General features: G+C 55.7%; 18 protein-coding genes. 8 read left to right on the top strand and 10 right to left on the bottom strand.

The window, feature by feature from the left end; all coding sequences use genetic code 11:
* Positions 1 to 61 precede the first annotated feature (61 nt).
* The 3 genes from P0H77_RS03445 to P0H77_RS03435 all read right to left on the bottom strand — a co-directional run bounded on the left by P0H77_RS03445 (position 62) and on the right by P0H77_RS03435 (position 3,101).
* Entirely contained in the window at positions 62 to 406 is a 345-nt protein-coding gene (locus tag P0H77_RS03445) for an RICIN domain-containing protein (RefSeq protein WP_276163600.1), read from the bottom strand.
* A gap of 242 nt (positions 407 to 648) precedes the next feature.
* Complete coding sequence (locus P0H77_RS03440) at positions 649 to 2,022, bottom strand: NAD-dependent succinate-semialdehyde dehydrogenase (RefSeq protein ID WP_276163599.1); 1,374 nt, start codon at positions 2,020 to 2,022, stop codon at positions 649 to 651.
* Positions 2,023 to 2,174: 152 nt separating this feature from the next.
* Positions 2,175 to 3,101 carry an Rpn family recombination-promoting nuclease/putative transposase gene (locus P0H77_RS03435; protein WP_276163598.1) on the bottom strand — a complete coding sequence of 309 codons (927 nt, stop codon included), beginning with the start codon at positions 3,099 to 3,101 and terminating at the stop codon, positions 2,175 to 2,177.
* A 212-nt stretch (positions 3,102 to 3,313) separates the two neighbouring features.
* Here P0H77_RS03435 and P0H77_RS03430 point away from each other — a divergent pair, with 212 nt between their 5' ends.
* The 4 genes from P0H77_RS03430 (at position 3,314) to P0H77_RS03415 (ending at position 6,052) form a co-directional block, all read left to right on the top strand.
* Positions 3,314 to 4,594: a DUF445 domain-containing protein gene (locus P0H77_RS03430; protein WP_276163597.1), complete on the top strand. Its 1,281-nt coding sequence runs from the start codon at positions 3,314 to 3,316 to the stop codon at positions 4,592 to 4,594.
* Positions 4,595 to 4,603: 9 nt separating this feature from the next.
* Positions 4,604 to 4,843, top strand: a complete 240-nt coding sequence (locus P0H77_RS03425; protein ID WP_276163596.1) for a DUF2164 domain-containing protein — start codon at positions 4,604 to 4,606, stop codon at positions 4,841 to 4,843.
* Positions 4,844 to 4,926: 83 nt separating this feature from the next.
* Positions 4,927 to 5,070 (top strand): hypothetical protein, encoded by a 144-nt coding sequence (locus tag P0H77_RS03420; RefSeq protein ID WP_276163595.1) that lies wholly within the window; start codon positions 4,927 to 4,929, stop codon positions 5,068 to 5,070.
* Between the two features lie 100 nt (positions 5,071 to 5,170).
* On the top strand, positions 5,171 to 6,052 hold the full coding sequence (locus tag P0H77_RS03415; protein ID WP_276163594.1) for an SdiA-regulated domain-containing protein: 882 nt from the start codon (positions 5,171 to 5,173) through the stop codon (positions 6,050 to 6,052).
* Here P0H77_RS03415 and P0H77_RS03410 read toward each other — a convergent pair.
* The 5 genes from P0H77_RS03410 to betC all read right to left on the bottom strand — a co-directional run bounded on the left by P0H77_RS03410 (position 6,049) and on the right by betC (position 11,376).
* Positions 6,049 to 7,113, bottom strand: coding sequence for a DUF2955 domain-containing protein (locus P0H77_RS03410; protein WP_276163593.1), 1,065 nt, complete (start codon positions 7,111 to 7,113; stop codon positions 6,049 to 6,051). The two genes, P0H77_RS03415 and P0H77_RS03410, sit on opposite strands and share 4 nt — an antisense overlap.
* Positions 7,103 to 8,170: an HlyD family secretion protein gene (locus P0H77_RS03405; protein WP_276163592.1), complete on the bottom strand. Its 1,068-nt coding sequence runs from the start codon at positions 8,168 to 8,170 to the stop codon at positions 7,103 to 7,105. Before P0H77_RS03405 ends, P0H77_RS03410 begins: the two co-directional genes overlap by 11 nt.
* A gap of 2 nt (positions 8,171 to 8,172) precedes the next feature.
* Positions 8,173 to 8,643, bottom strand: a complete 471-nt coding sequence (locus tag P0H77_RS03400) for a MarR family transcriptional regulator (protein WP_276163591.1) — start codon at positions 8,641 to 8,643, stop codon at positions 8,173 to 8,175.
* Positions 8,644 to 8,884: 241 nt separating this feature from the next.
* Positions 8,885 to 9,835, bottom strand: coding sequence for a choline ABC transporter substrate-binding protein (gene choX / locus P0H77_RS03395; RefSeq protein WP_276163590.1), 951 nt, complete (start codon positions 9,833 to 9,835; stop codon positions 8,885 to 8,887).
* On the bottom strand, positions 9,832 to 11,376 hold the full coding sequence (gene betC / locus P0H77_RS03390) for a choline-sulfatase (protein WP_276163589.1): 1,545 nt from the start codon (positions 11,374 to 11,376) through the stop codon (positions 9,832 to 9,834). The genes choX and betC overlap by 4 nt, the downstream gene beginning before the upstream one ends.
* 105 nt (positions 11,377 to 11,481) lie before the next feature.
* Between betC and P0H77_RS03385 the strand changes: the two genes are divergently transcribed.
* The 3 genes from P0H77_RS03385 (at position 11,482) to P0H77_RS03375 (ending at position 14,193) form a co-directional block, all read left to right on the top strand.
* Positions 11,482 to 12,405: a LysR substrate-binding domain-containing protein gene (locus tag P0H77_RS03385; protein WP_276163588.1), complete on the top strand. Its 924-nt coding sequence runs from the start codon at positions 11,482 to 11,484 to the stop codon at positions 12,403 to 12,405.
* Positions 12,406 to 12,513: 108 nt separating this feature from the next.
* Entirely contained in the window at positions 12,514 to 13,353 is an 840-nt protein-coding gene (locus P0H77_RS03380) for an ATP-binding cassette domain-containing protein (protein WP_276163587.1), read from the top strand.
* A gap of 12 nt (positions 13,354 to 13,365) precedes the next feature.
* Positions 13,366 to 14,193, top strand: a complete 828-nt coding sequence (locus tag P0H77_RS03375; RefSeq protein WP_276163586.1) for an ABC transporter permease subunit — start codon at positions 13,366 to 13,368, stop codon at positions 14,191 to 14,193.
* Positions 14,194 to 14,354: 161 nt separating this feature from the next.
* On the opposite strand, the gene P0H77_RS03370 is transcribed toward P0H77_RS03375, so the two are convergent.
* Positions 14,355 to 15,575 carry a TerD family protein gene (locus P0H77_RS03370; RefSeq protein WP_276163585.1) on the bottom strand — a complete coding sequence of 407 codons (1,221 nt, stop codon included), beginning with the start codon at positions 15,573 to 15,575 and terminating at the stop codon, positions 14,355 to 14,357.
* A 52-nt stretch (positions 15,576 to 15,627) separates the two neighbouring features.
* Positions 15,628 to 16,524, bottom strand: a complete 897-nt coding sequence (locus P0H77_RS03365; protein WP_276163584.1) for a LysR family transcriptional regulator — start codon at positions 16,522 to 16,524, stop codon at positions 15,628 to 15,630.
* 87 nt (positions 16,525 to 16,611) lie between these two features.
* Between P0H77_RS03365 and P0H77_RS03360 the strand changes: the two genes are divergently transcribed.
* Positions 16,612 to 17,388, top strand: a complete 777-nt coding sequence (locus tag P0H77_RS03360; RefSeq protein WP_276163583.1) for an NAD(P)H-dependent oxidoreductase — start codon at positions 16,612 to 16,614, stop codon at positions 17,386 to 17,388.
* Positions 17,389 to 17,592 lie beyond the last annotated feature (204 nt).

Raw genomic sequence — 17,592 nt, 5'->3', positions numbered from 1 at the left:
TGAGGGTCATCATGTCCATAGGCACAAATTTCCACTGCTGCGCCTCTGAGCCATTATAAGGCTAAAGGATAATGGCATTACCCTCACCCGTCCCACGATTATAGCTATCAATAACATTACTGCTGTTTTGTTTGCTGCGAATAAAACCGCGCGTTGTTGCTATATCCCATTTTTGGGAAAGTTTACCAGCATCACGCTGCTGTAAAACAATACGATTACCGCTAATATCCACCAACAGTGAATCACTGGCTACCAGCGAAATTTCGCCAGTTTTCTCATTTACCGACCACAGGATTTTTCGCAGCTCGGATTCAATTTTTCGTAAAGCCAGCGGCGCTCCGGTTTGCTGATCGGAAACGCCTAAAACCATTGTTGGGCAAGCAGCATATTTAAACATGCCAATCATGATAAACTCCTTGTGTTTAGATTAGATGCACATATTTATTAACGATAAGATACGCACTACAGTAAGCTTATTTATCTCTGCGGTGTGAGAAAATAATGGGATAAAAATAAAGAGTAGAATGTGATCGAGATCGCTATTTTTAATGGCGACTAACAGAACAAATAAAAACAAGAAATTTATATTATTAATAATATCCAGATAATTAAACTCCCGCAATAATATTGCGGGAGCAATACGCTTATTTACTGATGACTCACCACCACCAGTTTCTGGTTCACAAACTCTTTAATCCCTAAATCAGACAGTTCGCGCCCGAAGCCGGAACGTTTAACACCGCCGAAAGGCAGTTCCGCCGCCGTATCGGTCAGAGAGTTGATATAGACCATCCCGGTTTCAATGCGTGACGCCAGACGTTTTGCGCGTTCAATATTCTGGCTGAAGATCGCTCCGCCCAGCCCGTAGTGTGAATCGTTAGCCAGTTTCACAATCTCATCATCGTCTTTCACCACGTAAACCTGCGCAACCGGGCCGAAAAACTCTTCAAAATACGCCGGGTTATCGCGGGTAATATGGGTCAGGATCGTCGGCTCAAAGAAGTTTCCCTGGTGCTCTACCGGCTTACCGCCAGCATGCACTTTCGCCCCGTTTTTCACGGCCTCATCGACCTGTTTGGTCAGCGTCTCTACGGCATCTTTTGAGGAGAGCGGGCCAAGCGTGGTGCTCTCATCCAGCGGATCGCCGAGTTTTACTTCGCGGAAGGCGTCGGTGAATTTACTGAGGAAGGCATCGGCCACTTTCTCATGGATAATAAAGCGCTTGGCGGCCGTACACACCTGCCCGGCATTTTGCAGACGCGCCTGTACGCCCACCTTCACGGCCTTTTCCAGGTCGCTGTCGTCCAGCACCACAAAGACATCGTTACCGCCCAGCTCCAGGGTGGCTTTTTTCAGCTTCTTCGCGGCTTGTGCAGCCACAATGCCACCGGCTTTTTCTGAACCCGTCAGCGCCACGCCCTGCACACGGTCATCCTCAATAATCGCCGCAACCTGATCGGAAGAGATAAACAGATTGGTATATGCGCCGTCAGGTGCCCCCGCCTCGCGGACCAGATGTTCAAATGTTTCGGCACAGTGCGGCACGATGCTCGCATGTTTAACGATAATCGGATTACCCGCCGCCAGGTTTGGTGCCAGCACGCGCATCAACTGATAGTACGGGAAATTCCATGGCTCTACTGCCATCAATACGCCGATGGGATGATGTTCCACCCATGCGTCGCCCAGTTCAGAGTCATACTTCACGGGGGCCAGGAACGCTTTTGCGCGATCCGCGTAATAACGCGCAATCTGGGCACACAGCTTCACTTCGGCGCGACTTTGTTCAATAAGCTTACCCATCTCGCGGCTGGCGATTTTTGCCAGTTCTTCGTTTTGCGTATCCAGCAGATAGGCAAGTTTGTGCAGTACCGGCAGGCGCTGGTCGATATCGCCTTTCGCCCAGTCTGAATGATATAGCGCGTCGGCTTTCTGCAGCGCGACGTCCACATCCGCGTCGCTGTGCGCCGGATACTGTTTAATTAGCTCATTGGTAAAAGGATTTATTGTCTGGTAGGCCATGATACCTCTCTCCTTACACTCAGGATGGGGCAGTAAAAGTACTGCAAAGAGTATTAAGGGTAGTTAAAACAGCTGGTATCGCAGAAAAATGACGAATAAAACGGAGGTTTCTTAGGCGGCATACTACAGGATGCCGCCTGGCCTGGAGAACATTAATGGCTCATAGGATCAAGCTCACTCGCAGGGAGCCCGGTGATTTTTAGTACCGTGTCGCGATCCAGCCCATTCGCCAGCATGGTGCGGGCAATGCGTAACGCTTCAACGTGTTTCCCCTGCTGCAAGCCTTGCTCTAAACCTTGCTCTAAACCATCTTTTAAACCCTCCTGGCGCAATCTTTCTGCGAGAGTCATCATCTCCTCCTTATGTTGGGGCATTCGATGGGCAAGCTGACGGAGAAACTCGCGATGGCGAGATACATCGCCGTGCACCATCATATAGTTAAACAATGCTTTTAACTGATTGTCGGTAGTGTATCCCATCCCCAAAAGTGAGACTAGCGGGTCAAGCAAGGCCAGCAGATCGCGTCGGCGGACATGTTTAAGCATGAATTCAAGGAGCGCGACGCGCCGGTGCGCCATGATGTCATCATCCGGTATGAGGGTGATATCAACCAGCGGAAACGCCGTTGAATACAGCTGCCGCGCCAGCGCCGGATCGGCAAATTCATCCAGCCAGCACAGGGAAGACGGATACGGGCTAGTGTCTCCGTGATAAAACAGCATTGGCACCACCAGCGGCAAGGTTTTATGCCCGGCATCCAGATGGTTCTGCATGGCGGCTATCGCATAGCGCATCATGCGAAATGGCATATGCGCCACCGACGAACTTTGATGCTCAATGACCACATAAATATAGCCCTCACCCGCCGTCGTTTTCATTGACCACAGCATATCGGAGTAATAAGCGCGCAGATCTTCTTCGATGAAGCTGGTGGACTCCGGCTTAAGGGTACGCAAATCGCAATGTTGCCGTAGCGCAGGCGGAAGATGGATCGCCAGAAAATCGCAAACCGACGCTTTGTGCCGCATAAAATGTTTGAACACCGCATCGTGCGGCGTAGAGGGAGTACTTTGTGCCATGGCGTTCCGTCACCGGGTAAAACAACGTGATGCAACTCTACCCCTCTGCGATCCGGGCAGCACCTCGCTATTTTTAGCATTGCGAGGAAGTACGAAGGAAGATTGTGCACGACCGCAACGATTGCCGATTCGCTGGAATCAGCCTCGCAAAGTGACACATCTCACCGCGCCGCTATTTTGCGAACCTGCCGTCAGGTTATATGCTTAACTCCATGGACAAAATCACTGAACTAAAACGCGCCAAGCGCCTGGCGCTGTCGCTACTGCTGATTGCAGCGGCAACCTTTGTCACCACGCTATTTTTACCGCCGAACTTTTGGGTCAGCGGGGTGAAGGCGATCTCAGAAGCGGCGATGGTCGGCGCGCTGGCCGACTGGTTCGCCGTGTCGGCGTTGTTCCATCATCTGCCGATCCCGTTTATCTCCAGGCACACGGCGATTATTCCGCGCAATAAAGATCGCATCGGCGATAATCTCGGTCAGTTTGTGCAGGAGAAGTTTCTGGATACCCAGTCGCTGCTGACGTTAATTCGTCGTCACGAACCGGCGAAGATGATCGGCACCTGGTTCAGCCAGCCGGACAATGCCCGCCGGGTCGGGCAGCATTTACTTCAGGTGATGAGCGGTTTTCTGGAGCTGACCGACGATGCGCGGATCCAGCGCCTGCTCAAACGGGCAGTGCATAAAGCGATTGATAAAGTTGACCTGACCCAGACCAGCGCGATGATGCTGGAGAGCATGACCAAAAATAACCGTCACCAGCGGCTGCTGGACGCCATTATCGCTCAGTTGATTGCCCTGCTTAATCGTGATAATTCGCGGGAGTTTATTGCCCGGCAAATCGTCCACTGGCTAAAAACCGAGCACCCGCGTAAGGCGATGCTGCTGCCGACCGAATGGCTTGGCGAGCACAGCGCGGATCTGGTTTCTGACGCGGTAAATTCGCTGCTCGACGATATTACCCAGGATCGCACCCATCAGATCCGCCGGGCGTTCGATCGCGCGACGCTAAAACTGATCGACAATCTGAAAACCGATCCGGAGATGCTCGCGAAAGCAGAAAACATTAAAAGCTATATCAAGAATGACGATGCCTTCAACCGCTATCTGGGCGAGCTGTGGGCGGACCTGCGCAACTGGTTAAAAGAAGATATGCGCAGCGAAGACTCGCGGGTACAAAAACGTATCGCCGAAGCGGGCCTGTGGTTTGGTGAAACGCTGACCGCCGATGACGCGCTGCGCGCCTCACTGAACGGCCATATGGAGCAGGCGGTGATCCGCGTCGCGCCGGAGTTTGCCACCTTCCTGACCCATCATATCAGCGACACGGTAAAAAGCTGGGATGCGCGGGATATGTCGCAGCAAATTGAGCTTAATATCGGCAAAGATTTGCAGTTTATTCGCGTGAACGGGACGCTGGTGGGCGGGTTTATCGGGCTGGTGCTGTATCTGTTGTCACAACTTCCCGCCCTGCTGACATTCCCCAATTTTTAAGGAGAAAAAATGGCTGACATCACCCTGTCTTCAACGGAGCGCGATCGCCTGCGCAGCGAGCTTGCCACCTATTGCAGCGATCATTTTGAGCTTGAGCTTGAACAGTTCGATGCTGAGTTTTTCATTGATTTTATTATTGAAAAACTGGGGCCCGCGTTTTACAACGCCGGTATTGAAGAGGCGATCAGTACGCATATAGCGTACAGCGAACGGATCCAGGAAGAGATGGATCTGAAAAAAATTTTATAAGCAGATGCCCGAAGGGAGATCGATATTCACGCAGTTATAACAGGTGATCTTTCACTCTCTCCCGTGTCACGGGGAAGGAAATCATGTCACTTATTACCGATCTCCCCACCATTTTTGATCACTTCTCTGCCGCCCGGCGGACGAGGCTTTCGGGTCATACGAAGGCGATTTACCGCCACGATGAGGATGAAGCCTGGCACTGTGTGGCAACGTTTGCCGCCGGGTAATCGTATTCTCTGCCGGCAACGTCGCAACCCGTTAAGAATAATTTAAGATTCCCGCGTATAATCGGGAAAATCATTTGTCATTCTTTTCTGTGGAGGCTCAATGTTCAGGGCCGTGACGTTAAAACAGCACCCCAAAAAGCTATTTCTTCTCCTGTTTTTGATACTCACAGGGATAATCTGTATTGGCTGGCAACTATATTCACGCGCTAACGCGGAAAGCTGGACCAGTCACCATTCGTCGCTGCGTGATTATCATATTGCGATTGACGGTAAAAAAATCGCCGGTGTGGATAACAACATTTCCTCCCTCACCTGGTCGGCAAAAAGCGATACGCTGTTCAGCACCATTAACCGTCCGCCGACCATTGTCGAGTTGAGCAAACAGGGCGAGGTTATCCGCACTATTCCCATTGATTTTGCAAAAGATATTGAAACCATTGAGTACGTTGACGACAACGTTTTCGTCATTACGGACGAAAAGGATTATTCGATTTATGTCATCACTCTCGACGCGGCATCACAGGTTTCGGTGGTAAAAAAACTCCAGATCGCCCTGCAAAAAACGCCTACCAATACCGGCTTTGAAGGGCTGGCGTATTCCGCCAAAGATCGCGTATTTTATTTCTTTAAAGAGAAAAAACCTGTCGCTATCTATCGTATTGAAGGTCTGCTCGACAATAACGATCTGCAAATCTCAGATGACAAAAATCTGCAAAGCCAGCTGGACGTAAAAGATATCTCCGGCGCGGATTTCAACGCTGAAAATAATTCACTATTAGTTTTATCTCATGAGTCAAAAAATCTTCAGGAAGTGACGCTTTCCGGGGATATTCTGGGTGAAGTATCGTTAAAAGAGGGTGAAAACGGGCTGGCGCACGATATCAAACAGGCGGAAGGGATCGCCCGCGACGGCGCGGGCAATTTGTATATTGTCGGCGAGCCGAATCTGTTTTATCTGTTTACCAAAACGCCGCCGCGTTAACCGGCAATCACGAATCGGGTGGCGGCGAAACGGTTAAGGATCAGGTGTACCAGGAACACCATCGTCAGCGTCGCCAGCAGCGCGACGGTCACCGAGGTCACGCGGTACAGATCGCTGAATACCAGATCCTGCTCCGGGTGCAGGTTCTGGCCAAACATGATGCCAATGGTGGTGATGCTGGAAAAGCCGACCCCTGCGCCCACCTTCTCCATCACGTGCAGGCGCGCGCTGAACGCCAGCCCGAGGCCGATCAGCGGCATCATCAGCAGCATGTGGCTGCTGTGATCGTAAAGCAGCAACTGCACGATCAGGATATAAAGACAGGCCAGTACCACACCTACCACGCGCCATAACGAGCTCATCACCGCGCCGCGATAGTTCATCGGAAAGAGAATTAAAATCCCCGCCATCAACGCTGAAAGCGAGTCGCTGAGATCGCTTATCTGAAAAATCACAAAGATGATGGTCGCCACCGTGCCGGAGAGGAGCGATTCGTGACGCACCCGCGCCGCGTCTTTCTCGATCAGCGGCGGGCGACCGCGCGGTTCGACGTCCGGGATCAGGTAGTTCATCAGCGCGCTCAGGCATACCGCCATTACGCTGGCTTCAACGTTCGAGAACATCAGCGTATGCCAGTCGTTAGTGGGATAGCTCATAAAGTTGAGCATCACGCTCTGGCAGACCACGCCCATCGAGCCGAAAAGAAACAGCGGCCCCTGACTCATAAAGCGAAAGCGCATCACGTACAGCGCGAACACCACCAGCGTCATGATCGCTGGCCAGCGCGACAGAAAGCCGATAATGAACACCATCTCAATACAATTCAGCACCGCGCTGAAGATGAACTGCTTCGCCACGTGGCGGTTAAATACCGGTACCAGCGACAATAGCATGATCGGATAGACCACGAAAAAGACGCCGTATTGCACGTTGTAGAAGGTGGAAACGCTGAGCGCGAGCGTGCCCGCCACGACAATACGCAGCGTCTGGCGGAAATCATTGGCCGTAAAGGTGATGTTGTCATGCGGCGTAAAAACGCGCGCCAGGGTGTTAATAGACATAGTGCAGCAGACTTACCAGATGAATTTGCAGCCCGGAAAAGAAATGGGCAAACGGGCCTTCACTGTTATAGAGCTGAACGGTAGCGCGCGCGCCGGTCGGCAGCGGCTGCGCCAGCGGTTCATCGAGCGCAACGTGGATGCGCATGCGCTGCGCATCGCGGACCCAGCGGTTGGACTGCTCCGGCTGCGAAAGCTGGCCGTTAACCGCCTCCTGTCCGGCGAGGATCCCGGCATCGCTGCTGGTGACGTGGGCGGCAAAAACTTTGCCGGGCATGGCGTCAAACACCACCGCGGCATCGGTGCCGGGGCGGGTATGGCGCAGGCTTTTCTCCCGGAAATCGGCCACGATATCAGTGTGAGCGCTTACTAACGCCAGCAAGGGCGTACCTGCTGAGGCATAAAGCCCAGGGCTGAGCTGAAGGTTACTCACCGTGCCGTCGGCCTCGGCGCGGATTTGCGCCCAGCCAAGGTTAAGCTGCGCCTCGTCCAGCGCGTTACGGTATTTTTGCAGGGTGACGTTGCGGGCGTCGTCACGTTCACCACGCTCAATGGTTAGCTGATGGATCGTTGCATTGAGAGAAGTGACCGACTGTTCGCTGCTCTGCCAGGTGGTACGCGCCTTATCCAGCTCCTGCTGCGACACGTTCTGGCTGGCGCTCAGCCGCTGATAGCGCTGAAACGTCACCGCATCGTTACGGGCGGTTAGCTGTGCCGTTTTGAGGTTCGCGCGCGCGGCGGCGATCTGCGCATCAAGCTGCTGATTGGTCAGCTGCGCCTGATGCAGGGCGATTTGCGCGGCTTCAACGCGATTAAGAAACGGCGTGGTATCCAGTTCATACAGCAGATCGCCCTTCTTCACCGGGCTGTTGTTACGCACGTGCACCGCGGCGACGTAGCCGGAAACGCGGGCGGAAACCGGCGTGACGACACGCATTACCGTGGAATCCGGCGTCAGGGGGATCCAGATATCCGCCACGATAAAGTAGACGAACATCAGCAGGAAAGAGGCAATACTCACCCTTACCCAGCGGGCAAATTTTTGTTCAGGAGTCATCATAATTATGGTTTTATCTTGTTATCTTCTTCGCGGATAGACCGCAAATTGCAGGCGATTTGGTTTAATGTGGCGTTGAACAGGTCCCTGTCCGGAGCCGGGATGTTGTGCGTAACGCGTTCCTGGAACTGCTCGATAACCCGAGTCAGCTTTTCCAGTACCGCTTCCCCGGCAGGGGTCAGCGCCAGCAGGCGTATCCGCTTATCATAAGGCGATGTGGTCCGCAGCAGATATCCCTGCTTTTCCAGCAGCGTGAGGGTCCGCATCAGCGGCGGCAGTTCAATGCCCTGCACTTCCGCCAGTTCGGTAACCGAGACGTTATTACCCAGTTGATGCAGCTGCATGAGGACCGTCCAGCTTGATTGCGTCAGGCCGGTATCCAGCACTGCATGATCGATGACGGAACGCCACTGGCGTACCACCATCGCCATGCGCATCCCTAACGGACGGCGGGCAAACAGTTCATCTTCGGTCATCGCGTCTCCTCTCGTTGCGCAGGGTAAGGTAATACTTATCAGAGTAAGTATCAAGAAACGGGAGGGTTAAGCGCATGGATTGCGAAAAGGTGGTCAGGTTACGATCGATGCCAGGCCGGGGTCGCGATGCCCGGTATTACAGCACGGAGGACAATCATCCAGCCAAATAGCGCAAACGCCCCATCGTAGGCCGGGCAAGCGCAGCGCCCCCGGCATTACGTGAACGCGGCCAAAAGCCCTTTTACAGCCCCAGCGCCTTCTTCACCGCTGGTTCCGCTGGCTGACCGTCGCGGCTGGTCACGCCGTTCAGCCATTGCCCCAGCAGCTCAGGCCGTTTCGCCAGCTCGGCACGGGCGGCCTCGTTGACGTCCTGCTTATCGTCCAGCACGCGGGCGATCACCGCGTTCTCCACCGCCACGTCAAACTTCAGCTGGCTGAAGAAACGGTTGAGGTTCGGACAGTCGCTGGCGAAATCTTTGCGCGTGACGGTATTGACCGTCGCGCTACCGTAATTTGGCCCAAACCAGGTATCGCCGCCGCTCAGGTAAGTCAGCGGGAAGCGGGTATTCATGGCATGCGGCTCCCAGCCGAGGAACACAATCCACTCTTTACGGCTCACCGCGCGGCTGACCTGCGCCAGCATCCCGCTCTCGCTCGACTCCACCAGGTTCCAGTCCTTCAGCCCGAAATCATGCTTATCCAGCATCTTTTTAATATTCTGGTTCGCCGGTGCGCCCGGCGCGATGCCGTAAATTTTATGCCCGAACTTATCGGCATATTTTTGCAGATCGGCAAAATCCTTCACGCCCGCGTCGGCGACGTATTTCGGTACCGCGAGGGTAAACTTCGCCGCAGGCAGGTTGGCACCTACCACGTTAATATCCTGGCCCGGATTAAACTTGCTAATTACCGGTTCCTGCGCAGGCATCCAGTTGCCGAGAAACACGTCCAGCTGGCCGGACTTCAGCCCCTGAAAGGCCAGCGCCACCGACAGGTTCTGCACTTTCTGCTGATAGCCCAGCGCCTTCAGCACCACGCCGGAGAGCGCGTTGGTCGCCGCAATATCGGTCCAGCCGGGATCGGACTGGTTCACTACCGCGCAGCGATCCGCTTCGGCGGCCGAAGCGTTAGTGGGCGCTATCGCCGCCGTTGCCAGCAGCAGTAAAGGAGTCAGGTTTTTTGCTTTCATCATTGCTCTCCGACGCTATTTCTATGAGGACGTGGATAGCGGGCAAAAGCCTCCTGCTCATCCAGCGTCTGATGGTTACGAATAAAACGCTGCGACGCCTGCTGATGAGGCTGAAAGTCCCACTGTGGGATCGCATCCCGGCCCGCCACGCGGGTCAAAAAAAGCCGTTTTTGCTGGCTGGCCAGCACCTGTTGATTCAGCTGTGCCAGATCCCAGCGCGATGCCACTTCTTGCGCAAACGCCTGCGCGACGTCCTGATAGCGTTCATCAGAAGCCAGATTGCGCAGTTCATGTGGATCGTCCGATAAATTGAACAGCTGAGGGACTTCATGCCAGGCACAGACATATTTCCACGCTCCACGGCGGATCATCACCTGCGGGTCAATCGCGCCCTCCGCCAGATATTCGGCGCAGGCCCCGTCCGGGCCAGCTTCCCCGCGCAGATGCGGCACCAGGCTGTGCCCGTCGAGCGGTGCCCCGGCGCTGGCGCGACGATCTTCCCCGCTTGCCAGCTCGACAAATGTCGGCAACAGGTCGACCAGCGATACGCTCTCTGCCACACGTCGCGGCGCAAAAAGATGCGGATTATGCACAATCAGCGGCACGCGCACGGCATTCTCAAAAAACGACATCTTGTACCACAGGCCGCGCTCGCCGAGCATTTCGCCGTGGTCGGCAATCACGAACACCACCGTGTTCTTCGCCAGCCCGGTCTCTTCAAGGGTATTGACGATCTCGCCAAAGCAGTCGTCCACGTAGGCCAGCGCGCCATAATAGGCGTGACGCGCGCGGCGAATGTGCTCGTCGGTCAGCAGCCCTTCTTCAAGCTGATACATGGCGCGCAGCCTAGCCGAATGCGGATCGTTTTCCACATCCCGCGCGCCGATCTGCGGCAGATCGACGTCCGCTTCGTTGATCCTGTCAAGATAACGTTTGGGGATCGCGAACGGATCGTGCGGGTGGGTCAGCGACAGGTGCAGCAGGAACGGCTGCTCGTCCGGGCGACGGGCGGCGTCATACAGCCGCTGACGGGCGAGAAACAGCGCTTCGTCATCAAAATCGAGCTGGTTAGTGCGCACACACTCTCCCGCCTCCAGCACCGAACTCATATTGTGATACCAGTCGAGCCGCCGCTCAGGATGTTTCCAGTCCGGGGTCCAGCCAAAATCCGCCGGATAGATATCGGTGGTCAGACGCTCGTCAAAGCCGTGCAGCTGATCCGGGCCGCAAAAGTGCATTTTCCCGGACAGCCAGGTACGATAGCCCTGCTCGCGCAGATAGTGGCAGAACGTCGGCGAATCGGCATGAAACTCGGCGGCATTGTCATAAACCGCGTTACGCGAGATAAACTGCCCGGTCATCAGCGACGCGCGCGACGGCGCACACAGCGGGCTATTGCAATAGGCTGATTCAAATACCACCCCTTCCCGCGCTAATTTATCAATATTCGGCGTCAGGCTGACATTATTTCCATACGCTTTTAAAGCGCTCGCCGTTAACTGATCCGCCATAAGAATAACGATATTCGGTTTATTTATAAGCATCGTTCCGCCAAAGATAAAATTAATTCTGTAACCGTGATATTTTTATCGCACGCGAATTTCGCGCTGTGAAGTCATTATTTTATTATCGTGACATAAGGTGCAATTATGGCTGGAAAATTACAGCTCCCTCATTTACAGGTTTTAGTGGTATTTGAAGCAGCGGCGCGCCACGGTAATTTTACCGCCGCCGGGAATGAGCTTGGCCTTTCGCAGCCGGCGGTGAGTCAGCGTATTCAGCTGCTGGAGAGCCAGCTGGACGCACCGCTGTTCGAGCGCCGCCACCGTGGCGTCCAGTTGACCGAGGCGGGCAACAGCCTGTATCACATCGTACGCAGCAGCCTGAATGATATCAGCGAGCAGCTGGAGCGCACGCGCCACCAGCGCAGCGTGCTGCGTATCGACACCGATATGGGCTTCGCCAGCTACTGGCTGATGCCGCGCCTTAACGCTATTCAGGCGCTGATCCCCGGCGTCGAAGTACAGGTTTCCACCTCGCCTAACGACTACAATTTTCGCGACAGCAACGCCCCGCTCACCATCTGCTTTGGCGGTGGCGACTGGCCCGGAACCCAGAGCCAGCGTCTGTTTCCCGAGCACGTGGTTCCCGTGTGTAATCAACAAATTATGCAGGCGCTGGGTGATAATCCCACGCCAGCCTCACTGCTGCATTTTCCGCTGCTGAAGCTGCCGGAGACCCGCCCTCAGCGCTGGCTGACCTGGGATGACTGGTTTCGCCAGCAGCGGTTGCAGCCCGGCAATATCAATGCGTCGCGCACCTTTAACGCCTACTCGCTGGTGATCCAGGCAGCGCTTGAGGGACAGGGTATTGCGCTGGGCTGGCGACCGCTGATCGCCCCGTTAATCGCCAGCCGCCAGTTGTTTATCTGCGGTCCGGAAATGCGCAGTGAACGCGGCTATTTTTTAATTTCATCTGCCAGTAAACCTTTATCGCCGCAGCAGCAAAAAGTGAAATCATGGCTGCTGGATGAAGCGTGGAATTTTCACTATTCCGATCTTGCTTTGCCATAATTGTTATAATCTAAGCAATAAAATGACTATTAAAAAACAGCAAAACACTTTCCGTCTGATACTTATTTTAAGGTAGGGTAGTATTGCGCCCATTAAATATGTGATTGCATGATGACAAAACCGATAATTGAACTGCGCAAGGTGAATAAATACTATTCGACCTCAGCGCAAGGTTCCTTTTTTTCACGCCGGGATCCCAACGCCACGGTGCAGGCCCTGAATGACATTAACCTGCAGATTTTCCCCGGCGAGATTTTCGTCATCGTCGGCTTGTCCGGCTCGGGGAAATCTACCCTGCTGCGCACGCTTAACCATTTGATCCCGCCGGAAGAGGGCGAGGTCACGTTTGAACAGCAGCCGCTGGCAACGCTGTCCGCAGCCAGCCTGATCGCCCTGCGCCGCCAGCATATCGGGATGGTCTTTCAGTCCTTCGCGCTGTTCGACGAGCGCACGGTGCTGGACAACGTTGCTTTTGGCCTGGAAGTCGCCGGCGTGGAGAAAGCGGAGCGCCACCAGCGCGCCCGCGTGATGCTGGAGAAAGTCGGCCTTGCCGCCGTGGCTGACCAGTATCCGCACCAGCTTTCCGGCGGGATGCAGCAGCGCGTTGGCCTCGCACGGGCGCTGGTGGTTAACCCTTCGGTGCTGCTGATGGACGAAGCGTTCTCGGCGCTGGATCCGATTATTCGCCGCGAGATGCAGTCCCTGCTGCTGAACCTGCAGGCTGAGCATCAGCGCACGGTGGTATTCGTTACGCATGATATGGAAGAGGCGCTGCGGCTTGGTTCGCGCATCGCCATTATGGAAAAGGGCCAGCTGGTGCAGGTCGGCTCGCCGGAAGCGCTGATTAACGCGCCCGCGACGCCCTATGTGCGCCACTTCTTTTCCGGCGTCGATATCTCCCGCTGGCAGCTGGCAGAGAACTACGCCGACGTCTGGCCCACGCACTAAAAAGAGAATGATATGGCTTATCCCTTAGATTTCAGCCGTGATATCGACCACGGTATTCAGGCGCTGCTGACGCACGCGGGCGGTTTTTTTGACGGGCTTGCGGCGGTCATTGACGGTTTTGCCGGTGGGCTGGAGACGATAGTGAACTGGCTCAACCCGTGGGGGCTGGTGGTACTGACGGTGGGGCTGGGGCTGTGGCGCATCGGCAAAGGCTTTGCGATTTTCGCCCTGCTGGCAATGCTGTACATCATCTATAGCGGCTACAGCGATCACGCGGCGGTGACGCTGGCTCTGACCCTTTCCTCCACGTTTTTCAGCCTGCTGATCGGCATCCCGCTCGGCATCTGGAGCGCGCGCCGGGCGACGGTGGGCAGCATCGTGCGTACCCTGCTCGACTTTATGCAGACCATGCCCGCCTTTGTTTACCTGATCCCGGTCACCATCCTGTTCGGTCTGGGACGACCGCCGGGGATTTTCGCCACCGTGTTATTCTCCATGCCGCCGGTGGTCAGGCTGACCGATCTCGGCATTCGCCAGGTCAGCGCGGCGCGTATTGAGGCCGGACTGGCGTTTGGCTGTACGCCGCGTCAGTTATTGTGGAAGGTACAGCTTCCTGCCGCGCAGCCTGCGATGATGGCTGGCGTTAACCAGACCATCATGATGGCGATGTCGATGGTGATTATCGCCTCGATGGTCGGCGCGGGCGGACTGGGTAACGACATCCTGAGCAGCATTCAGCAGCTGGATATTGGCCCCGGCCTGCAAAGCGGCATTGTGGTGGTGCTGATGGCGATCCTGCTCGACCGGCTTTCCGCCAGTCTGGCCCGCCGCCAGCGTTAAATCACAGCGTCGATAGTCGCGGAATGACTATGCGGAAGCATACTCATTCCGCTGACCGCGCGGCTATTCGGAGTAGCTTCGCGGCTGAGGAGAAGTGTAACCCGGCAACGGCACGGCGCAACCGCCGGGTTCAGGTTTTGCGAGACGGCTTCAGAAAGACGTTATACGTAGCGCTTGCCCTTTTTAGTGCTGGCCGGTTTCCCCTTGAACACCCACGGACCGTCAACGGTCAGCACCACGTTATCGCCCTTGCGGGTCAGCCACGGCGTATCTTCGCTGCCCTCTTCCGAGGTGACGCCTGCCGGACGCAGCACGATGCTGTCTTCATCAATTTCAATCAGGCCAATAACGTAGGTATAAATACCTTCGTCATCGTCGCCGTTGTTGAAGTCATACGCACACTCAACGACCTGCTCGCCATACTCCATGCGCATCGTCGGTTGCAGCGAGGCCACGGATACTGCACCGTTGCTGACCGCAGAGTACACGCTGCACACGATAGCCACTTTCCCGCCCATCAGGCGTGAAATGGCCGGATTGATCTCCACGGTTTCCGTGCCGGGTGCCGAAGCGCTGGCGGCGACCACATCGCCACCGTGGAGGATCCACGGGTACGCATCAAACGCGCCAGGATTATCCGGCGCGCAGACCAGCGACATCTGACCGTCCGGGCGCAGAATACCGATGCGCAGATCGAGATCGTCGTTATCCTCACCGTCGCCGTTATCAATCCAGGTCGCGCTGACGCGAATACTTTTTGGTGCGCCCGCGCCCTTAACAAGTGAGACTTTATGTTGGGCATCGGGTTTGGTAAGGGTTACTTTTTTCAGGCTGACCGGCGGGGTGACCGGCGCAGGCGCTTCTACCTCAATGCCGTACAGATTACATAATCCTTCAAGCCCGGAATTGAATCCCTGCCATACCGCACGCGCTTTGTTCTCGCCGTTACGCACGTACAGTTCGAGCACGATGATCCCGGTCTCCGCACTAAACGCGCCGGGGGCCAGGTCAAGCATCTGGCTACCCGCGACGATCTGCGCCCGCAGATCGTTAACGCTGGCGAACCCTGCCGCACTGCCATCCTGAGTTAACGTGACGGCAATTTTGACAATCTCCGCCGGCAAACGTGAAAGATCAAAATCAATGCAGTGGCTTAGCGTGTTTCCGCTGGCGGCAGGCGCAATAAACGTGGCGGCTCCCGAGGCGTGCTGCGGCGCGTTGAAAAAAACCATATCGTCATCGTTAATCACTTTTCCGGAAGCGGTGACCAGAAACGCCGTCAGGTTGACGTCGAGATCGGCGCTCGCGGTGTGACTTACGCGCACTTGTCCGCGCGCCTGCGCCAGAGTGGTATTCTGGCCGGGTTGTAATGATTGATTCATCGGGTCATCCTTTCCTTCGCTGTAAATTCATCCCCCGGTTTATCACAGCCGCTCACCGGAGGGAATCAACAATGTGCTGTCGCAGCCAGATATGACCGGGATCGCGATGCACGCGTTCGTGCCACAGCATCATCATGTCGAACCCGGCAATCTCCAGCGGCGGCTCGACAATTTTCAGCGTGGCGGTTTGTTTCACCAGCCGCTCCGGCAGCATCGCCACCAGATCGGTACGCGCCAGCGTCTCCAGCATCACTAAAAAATGCGGTACTGACAGCACCACTCGCCGCGACAGCCCTTTATTCGCCAGCGCCACATCGGTCGCCGCATGAAAGCCGCCGCCGTCCGGCGAGACGATGACGTGCTCCAGCCGGCAGAACTGCGCCAGCGTGGGCTGCCGTTTAAGCGCCGGATGATCGGCCCGGCCTGCCAGTACATAACGTTCAGTAAACAGATGCCGCTGATGCAGCGACAGCGGCGCGCCGTCCCGGGTATGAAAAACCAGATCGACGTCCTGCTGCTCTGCCTGGCGGACGATCTGATCCGGCCGCAGTTCCAGCACCGCCAGCCGGGCGCCCGGCGCAACGCGACGTAATTCGTTTAATGCCGGAAGGATAATCGTCGACGCCATATAGTCGGTGGCAACGATACGCCAGATGGCCGTCGCCTGCGCCGGATCGAAGGCTGCAGCGGGCGCGATGGCCCTCTCCAGCACCTCCAGCGCCTGACGCAGCGGTTCACGCAGCGCCTCAGCTCTGGCGGTGGGCTGCATACCGCGCGGGCCGGGCAACAAGAGCGGATCGGCAAAAATATCCCTCAGCCGGGCCAGCTGTACGCTGACCGAAGGCTGCGACAAATTCAGCCGTCGTGCGGCACGCGTGACGTTGTGCTCGGTCAACAGCATGTCCAGGGTCAGGAGTAAATTCAGATCCAGGTTGCGGAAATTAATCATCACTATATCTGTAATTTAAGCAATCAATTTCTACTATAGCGACCCGCGACTTATTCTGCAGCGACTTTCTCATGTCAGGTAACGCTTATGAATATCCTTATTGTTTATGCTCACCCGGAGCCACGCTCGCTGAATGGATCGCTGAAAAACGTAGCGGTTACGCACCTTGAGCAGGCGGGTCACCAGTTACAGGTATCCGATCTCTATGCTATGCAGTGGAAATCACAAATGGATCCCGCGGACAGCCTTGCGCCTGTTCAGGGCGATCGGTTTGATCCGTCGCTGGATTCAAAATATGCGTTTGAAAACGGCGTGCAGAGTGAAGATATCGCCCGCGAGCAGGAGAAATTGCGCTGGGCCGACGCGGTGATTTTCCAGTTTCCGCTGTGGTGGTTTTCAATGCCCGCGATCCTCAAAGGCTGGTTCGATCGGGTTTATGCTTATGGCTTTGCCTACGGGGTCGGTGAGCATAACGATCGTCACTGGGGCGATCGCTACGGCGAAGGGACGATGGCGGGAAAACGCGCCATGCTGATCGTCACCACTGGCGGCTGGGAGTCGCACTACAGCCCGCGCGGGATCAACGGGGCGATCGACGATATCCTGTTCCCCATCCAGCATGGCATGCTGCATTATCCGGGCTTTGACGTTCTGCCGCCGCTGGTAGTGTACCGTTCAGGAAAAATGGACGAGGCGCGGTATGAGGAACTGACCCGGCAGTTAACGCAGCGGCTGGATGATTTATGGCATACCGCGCCGCTGGCGTACCGTAAGCAGAACGGCGGGGACTATGCGATCCCGGATCTGACGCTGCGGGAGGGGCTGGCGGCGGGTGAGTCGGGATTAGCTATTCATTTAGAATGAAAACTGTATGACAAGCCCGGCAGGAAGTTCATGCGCCTGCCGGGTGGCGCTGCGCTTACGCCGGCCTACAAAACTCTGGAATCGGCTGGTATAAATGCCGGGTGGCGCTGCGTTTACGCCGGCCTACAACGTCCTGCGAGACAGGCACGCTATCTGTAGGCCCGTGCAAGCGAAGCGCCGCCGGGCAAAGCGGGCACCTTAAAC

It is taken from the genome of Superficieibacter sp. HKU1 (genome assembly GCF_029319185.1).
Taxonomy (GTDB): Bacteria; Pseudomonadota; Gammaproteobacteria; order Enterobacterales; family Enterobacteriaceae; genus Superficieibacter.
The sequence above is the reverse complement of the archived record's forward strand: the minus strand, read 5'-3'. Positions and strand labels throughout refer to the sequence as shown.

Coding starts and splice junctions, on each gene's coding strand:
- P0H77_RS03445 (WP_276163600.1), bottom strand. CDS start 406: ATGATTGGCATGTTTAAATATGCTGCTTGCCCAACAATGGTTTTAGGC.
- P0H77_RS03440 (WP_276163599.1), bottom strand. CDS start 2,022: ATGGCCTACCAGACAATAAATCCTTTTACCAATGAGCTAATTAAACAG.
- P0H77_RS03435 (WP_276163598.1), bottom strand. CDS start 3,101: ATGGCACAAAGTACTCCCTCTACGCCGCACGATGCGGTGTTCAAACAT.
- P0H77_RS03430 (WP_276163597.1), top strand. CDS start 3,314: ATGGACAAAATCACTGAACTAAAACGCGCCAAGCGCCTGGCGCTGTCG.
- P0H77_RS03425 (WP_276163596.1), top strand. CDS start 4,604: ATGGCTGACATCACCCTGTCTTCAACGGAGCGCGATCGCCTGCGCAGC.
- P0H77_RS03420 (WP_276163595.1), top strand. CDS start 4,927: ATGTCACTTATTACCGATCTCCCCACCATTTTTGATCACTTCTCTGCC.
- P0H77_RS03415 (WP_276163594.1), top strand. CDS start 5,171: ATGTTCAGGGCCGTGACGTTAAAACAGCACCCCAAAAAGCTATTTCTT.
- P0H77_RS03410 (WP_276163593.1), bottom strand. CDS start 7,113: ATGTCTATTAACACCCTGGCGCGCGTTTTTACGCCGCATGACAACATC.
- P0H77_RS03405 (WP_276163592.1), bottom strand. CDS start 8,170: ATGATGACTCCTGAACAAAAATTTGCCCGCTGGGTAAGGGTGAGTATT.
- P0H77_RS03400 (WP_276163591.1), bottom strand. CDS start 8,643: ATGACCGAAGATGAACTGTTTGCCCGCCGTCCGTTAGGGATGCGCATG.
- choX (WP_276163590.1), bottom strand. CDS start 9,835: ATGATGAAAGCAAAAAACCTGACTCCTTTACTGCTGCTGGCAACGGCG.
- betC (WP_276163589.1), bottom strand. CDS start 11,376: ATGCTTATAAATAAACCGAATATCGTTATTCTTATGGCGGATCAGTTA.
- P0H77_RS03385 (WP_276163588.1), top strand. CDS start 11,482: ATGGCTGGAAAATTACAGCTCCCTCATTTACAGGTTTTAGTGGTATTT.
- P0H77_RS03380 (WP_276163587.1), top strand. CDS start 12,514: ATGATGACAAAACCGATAATTGAACTGCGCAAGGTGAATAAATACTAT.
- P0H77_RS03375 (WP_276163586.1), top strand. CDS start 13,366: ATGGCTTATCCCTTAGATTTCAGCCGTGATATCGACCACGGTATTCAG.
- P0H77_RS03370 (WP_276163585.1), bottom strand. CDS start 15,575: ATGAATCAATCATTACAACCCGGCCAGAATACCACTCTGGCGCAGGCG.
- P0H77_RS03365 (WP_276163584.1), bottom strand. CDS start 16,524: ATGATTAATTTCCGCAACCTGGATCTGAATTTACTCCTGACCCTGGAC.
- P0H77_RS03360 (WP_276163583.1), top strand. CDS start 16,612: ATGAATATCCTTATTGTTTATGCTCACCCGGAGCCACGCTCGCTGAAT.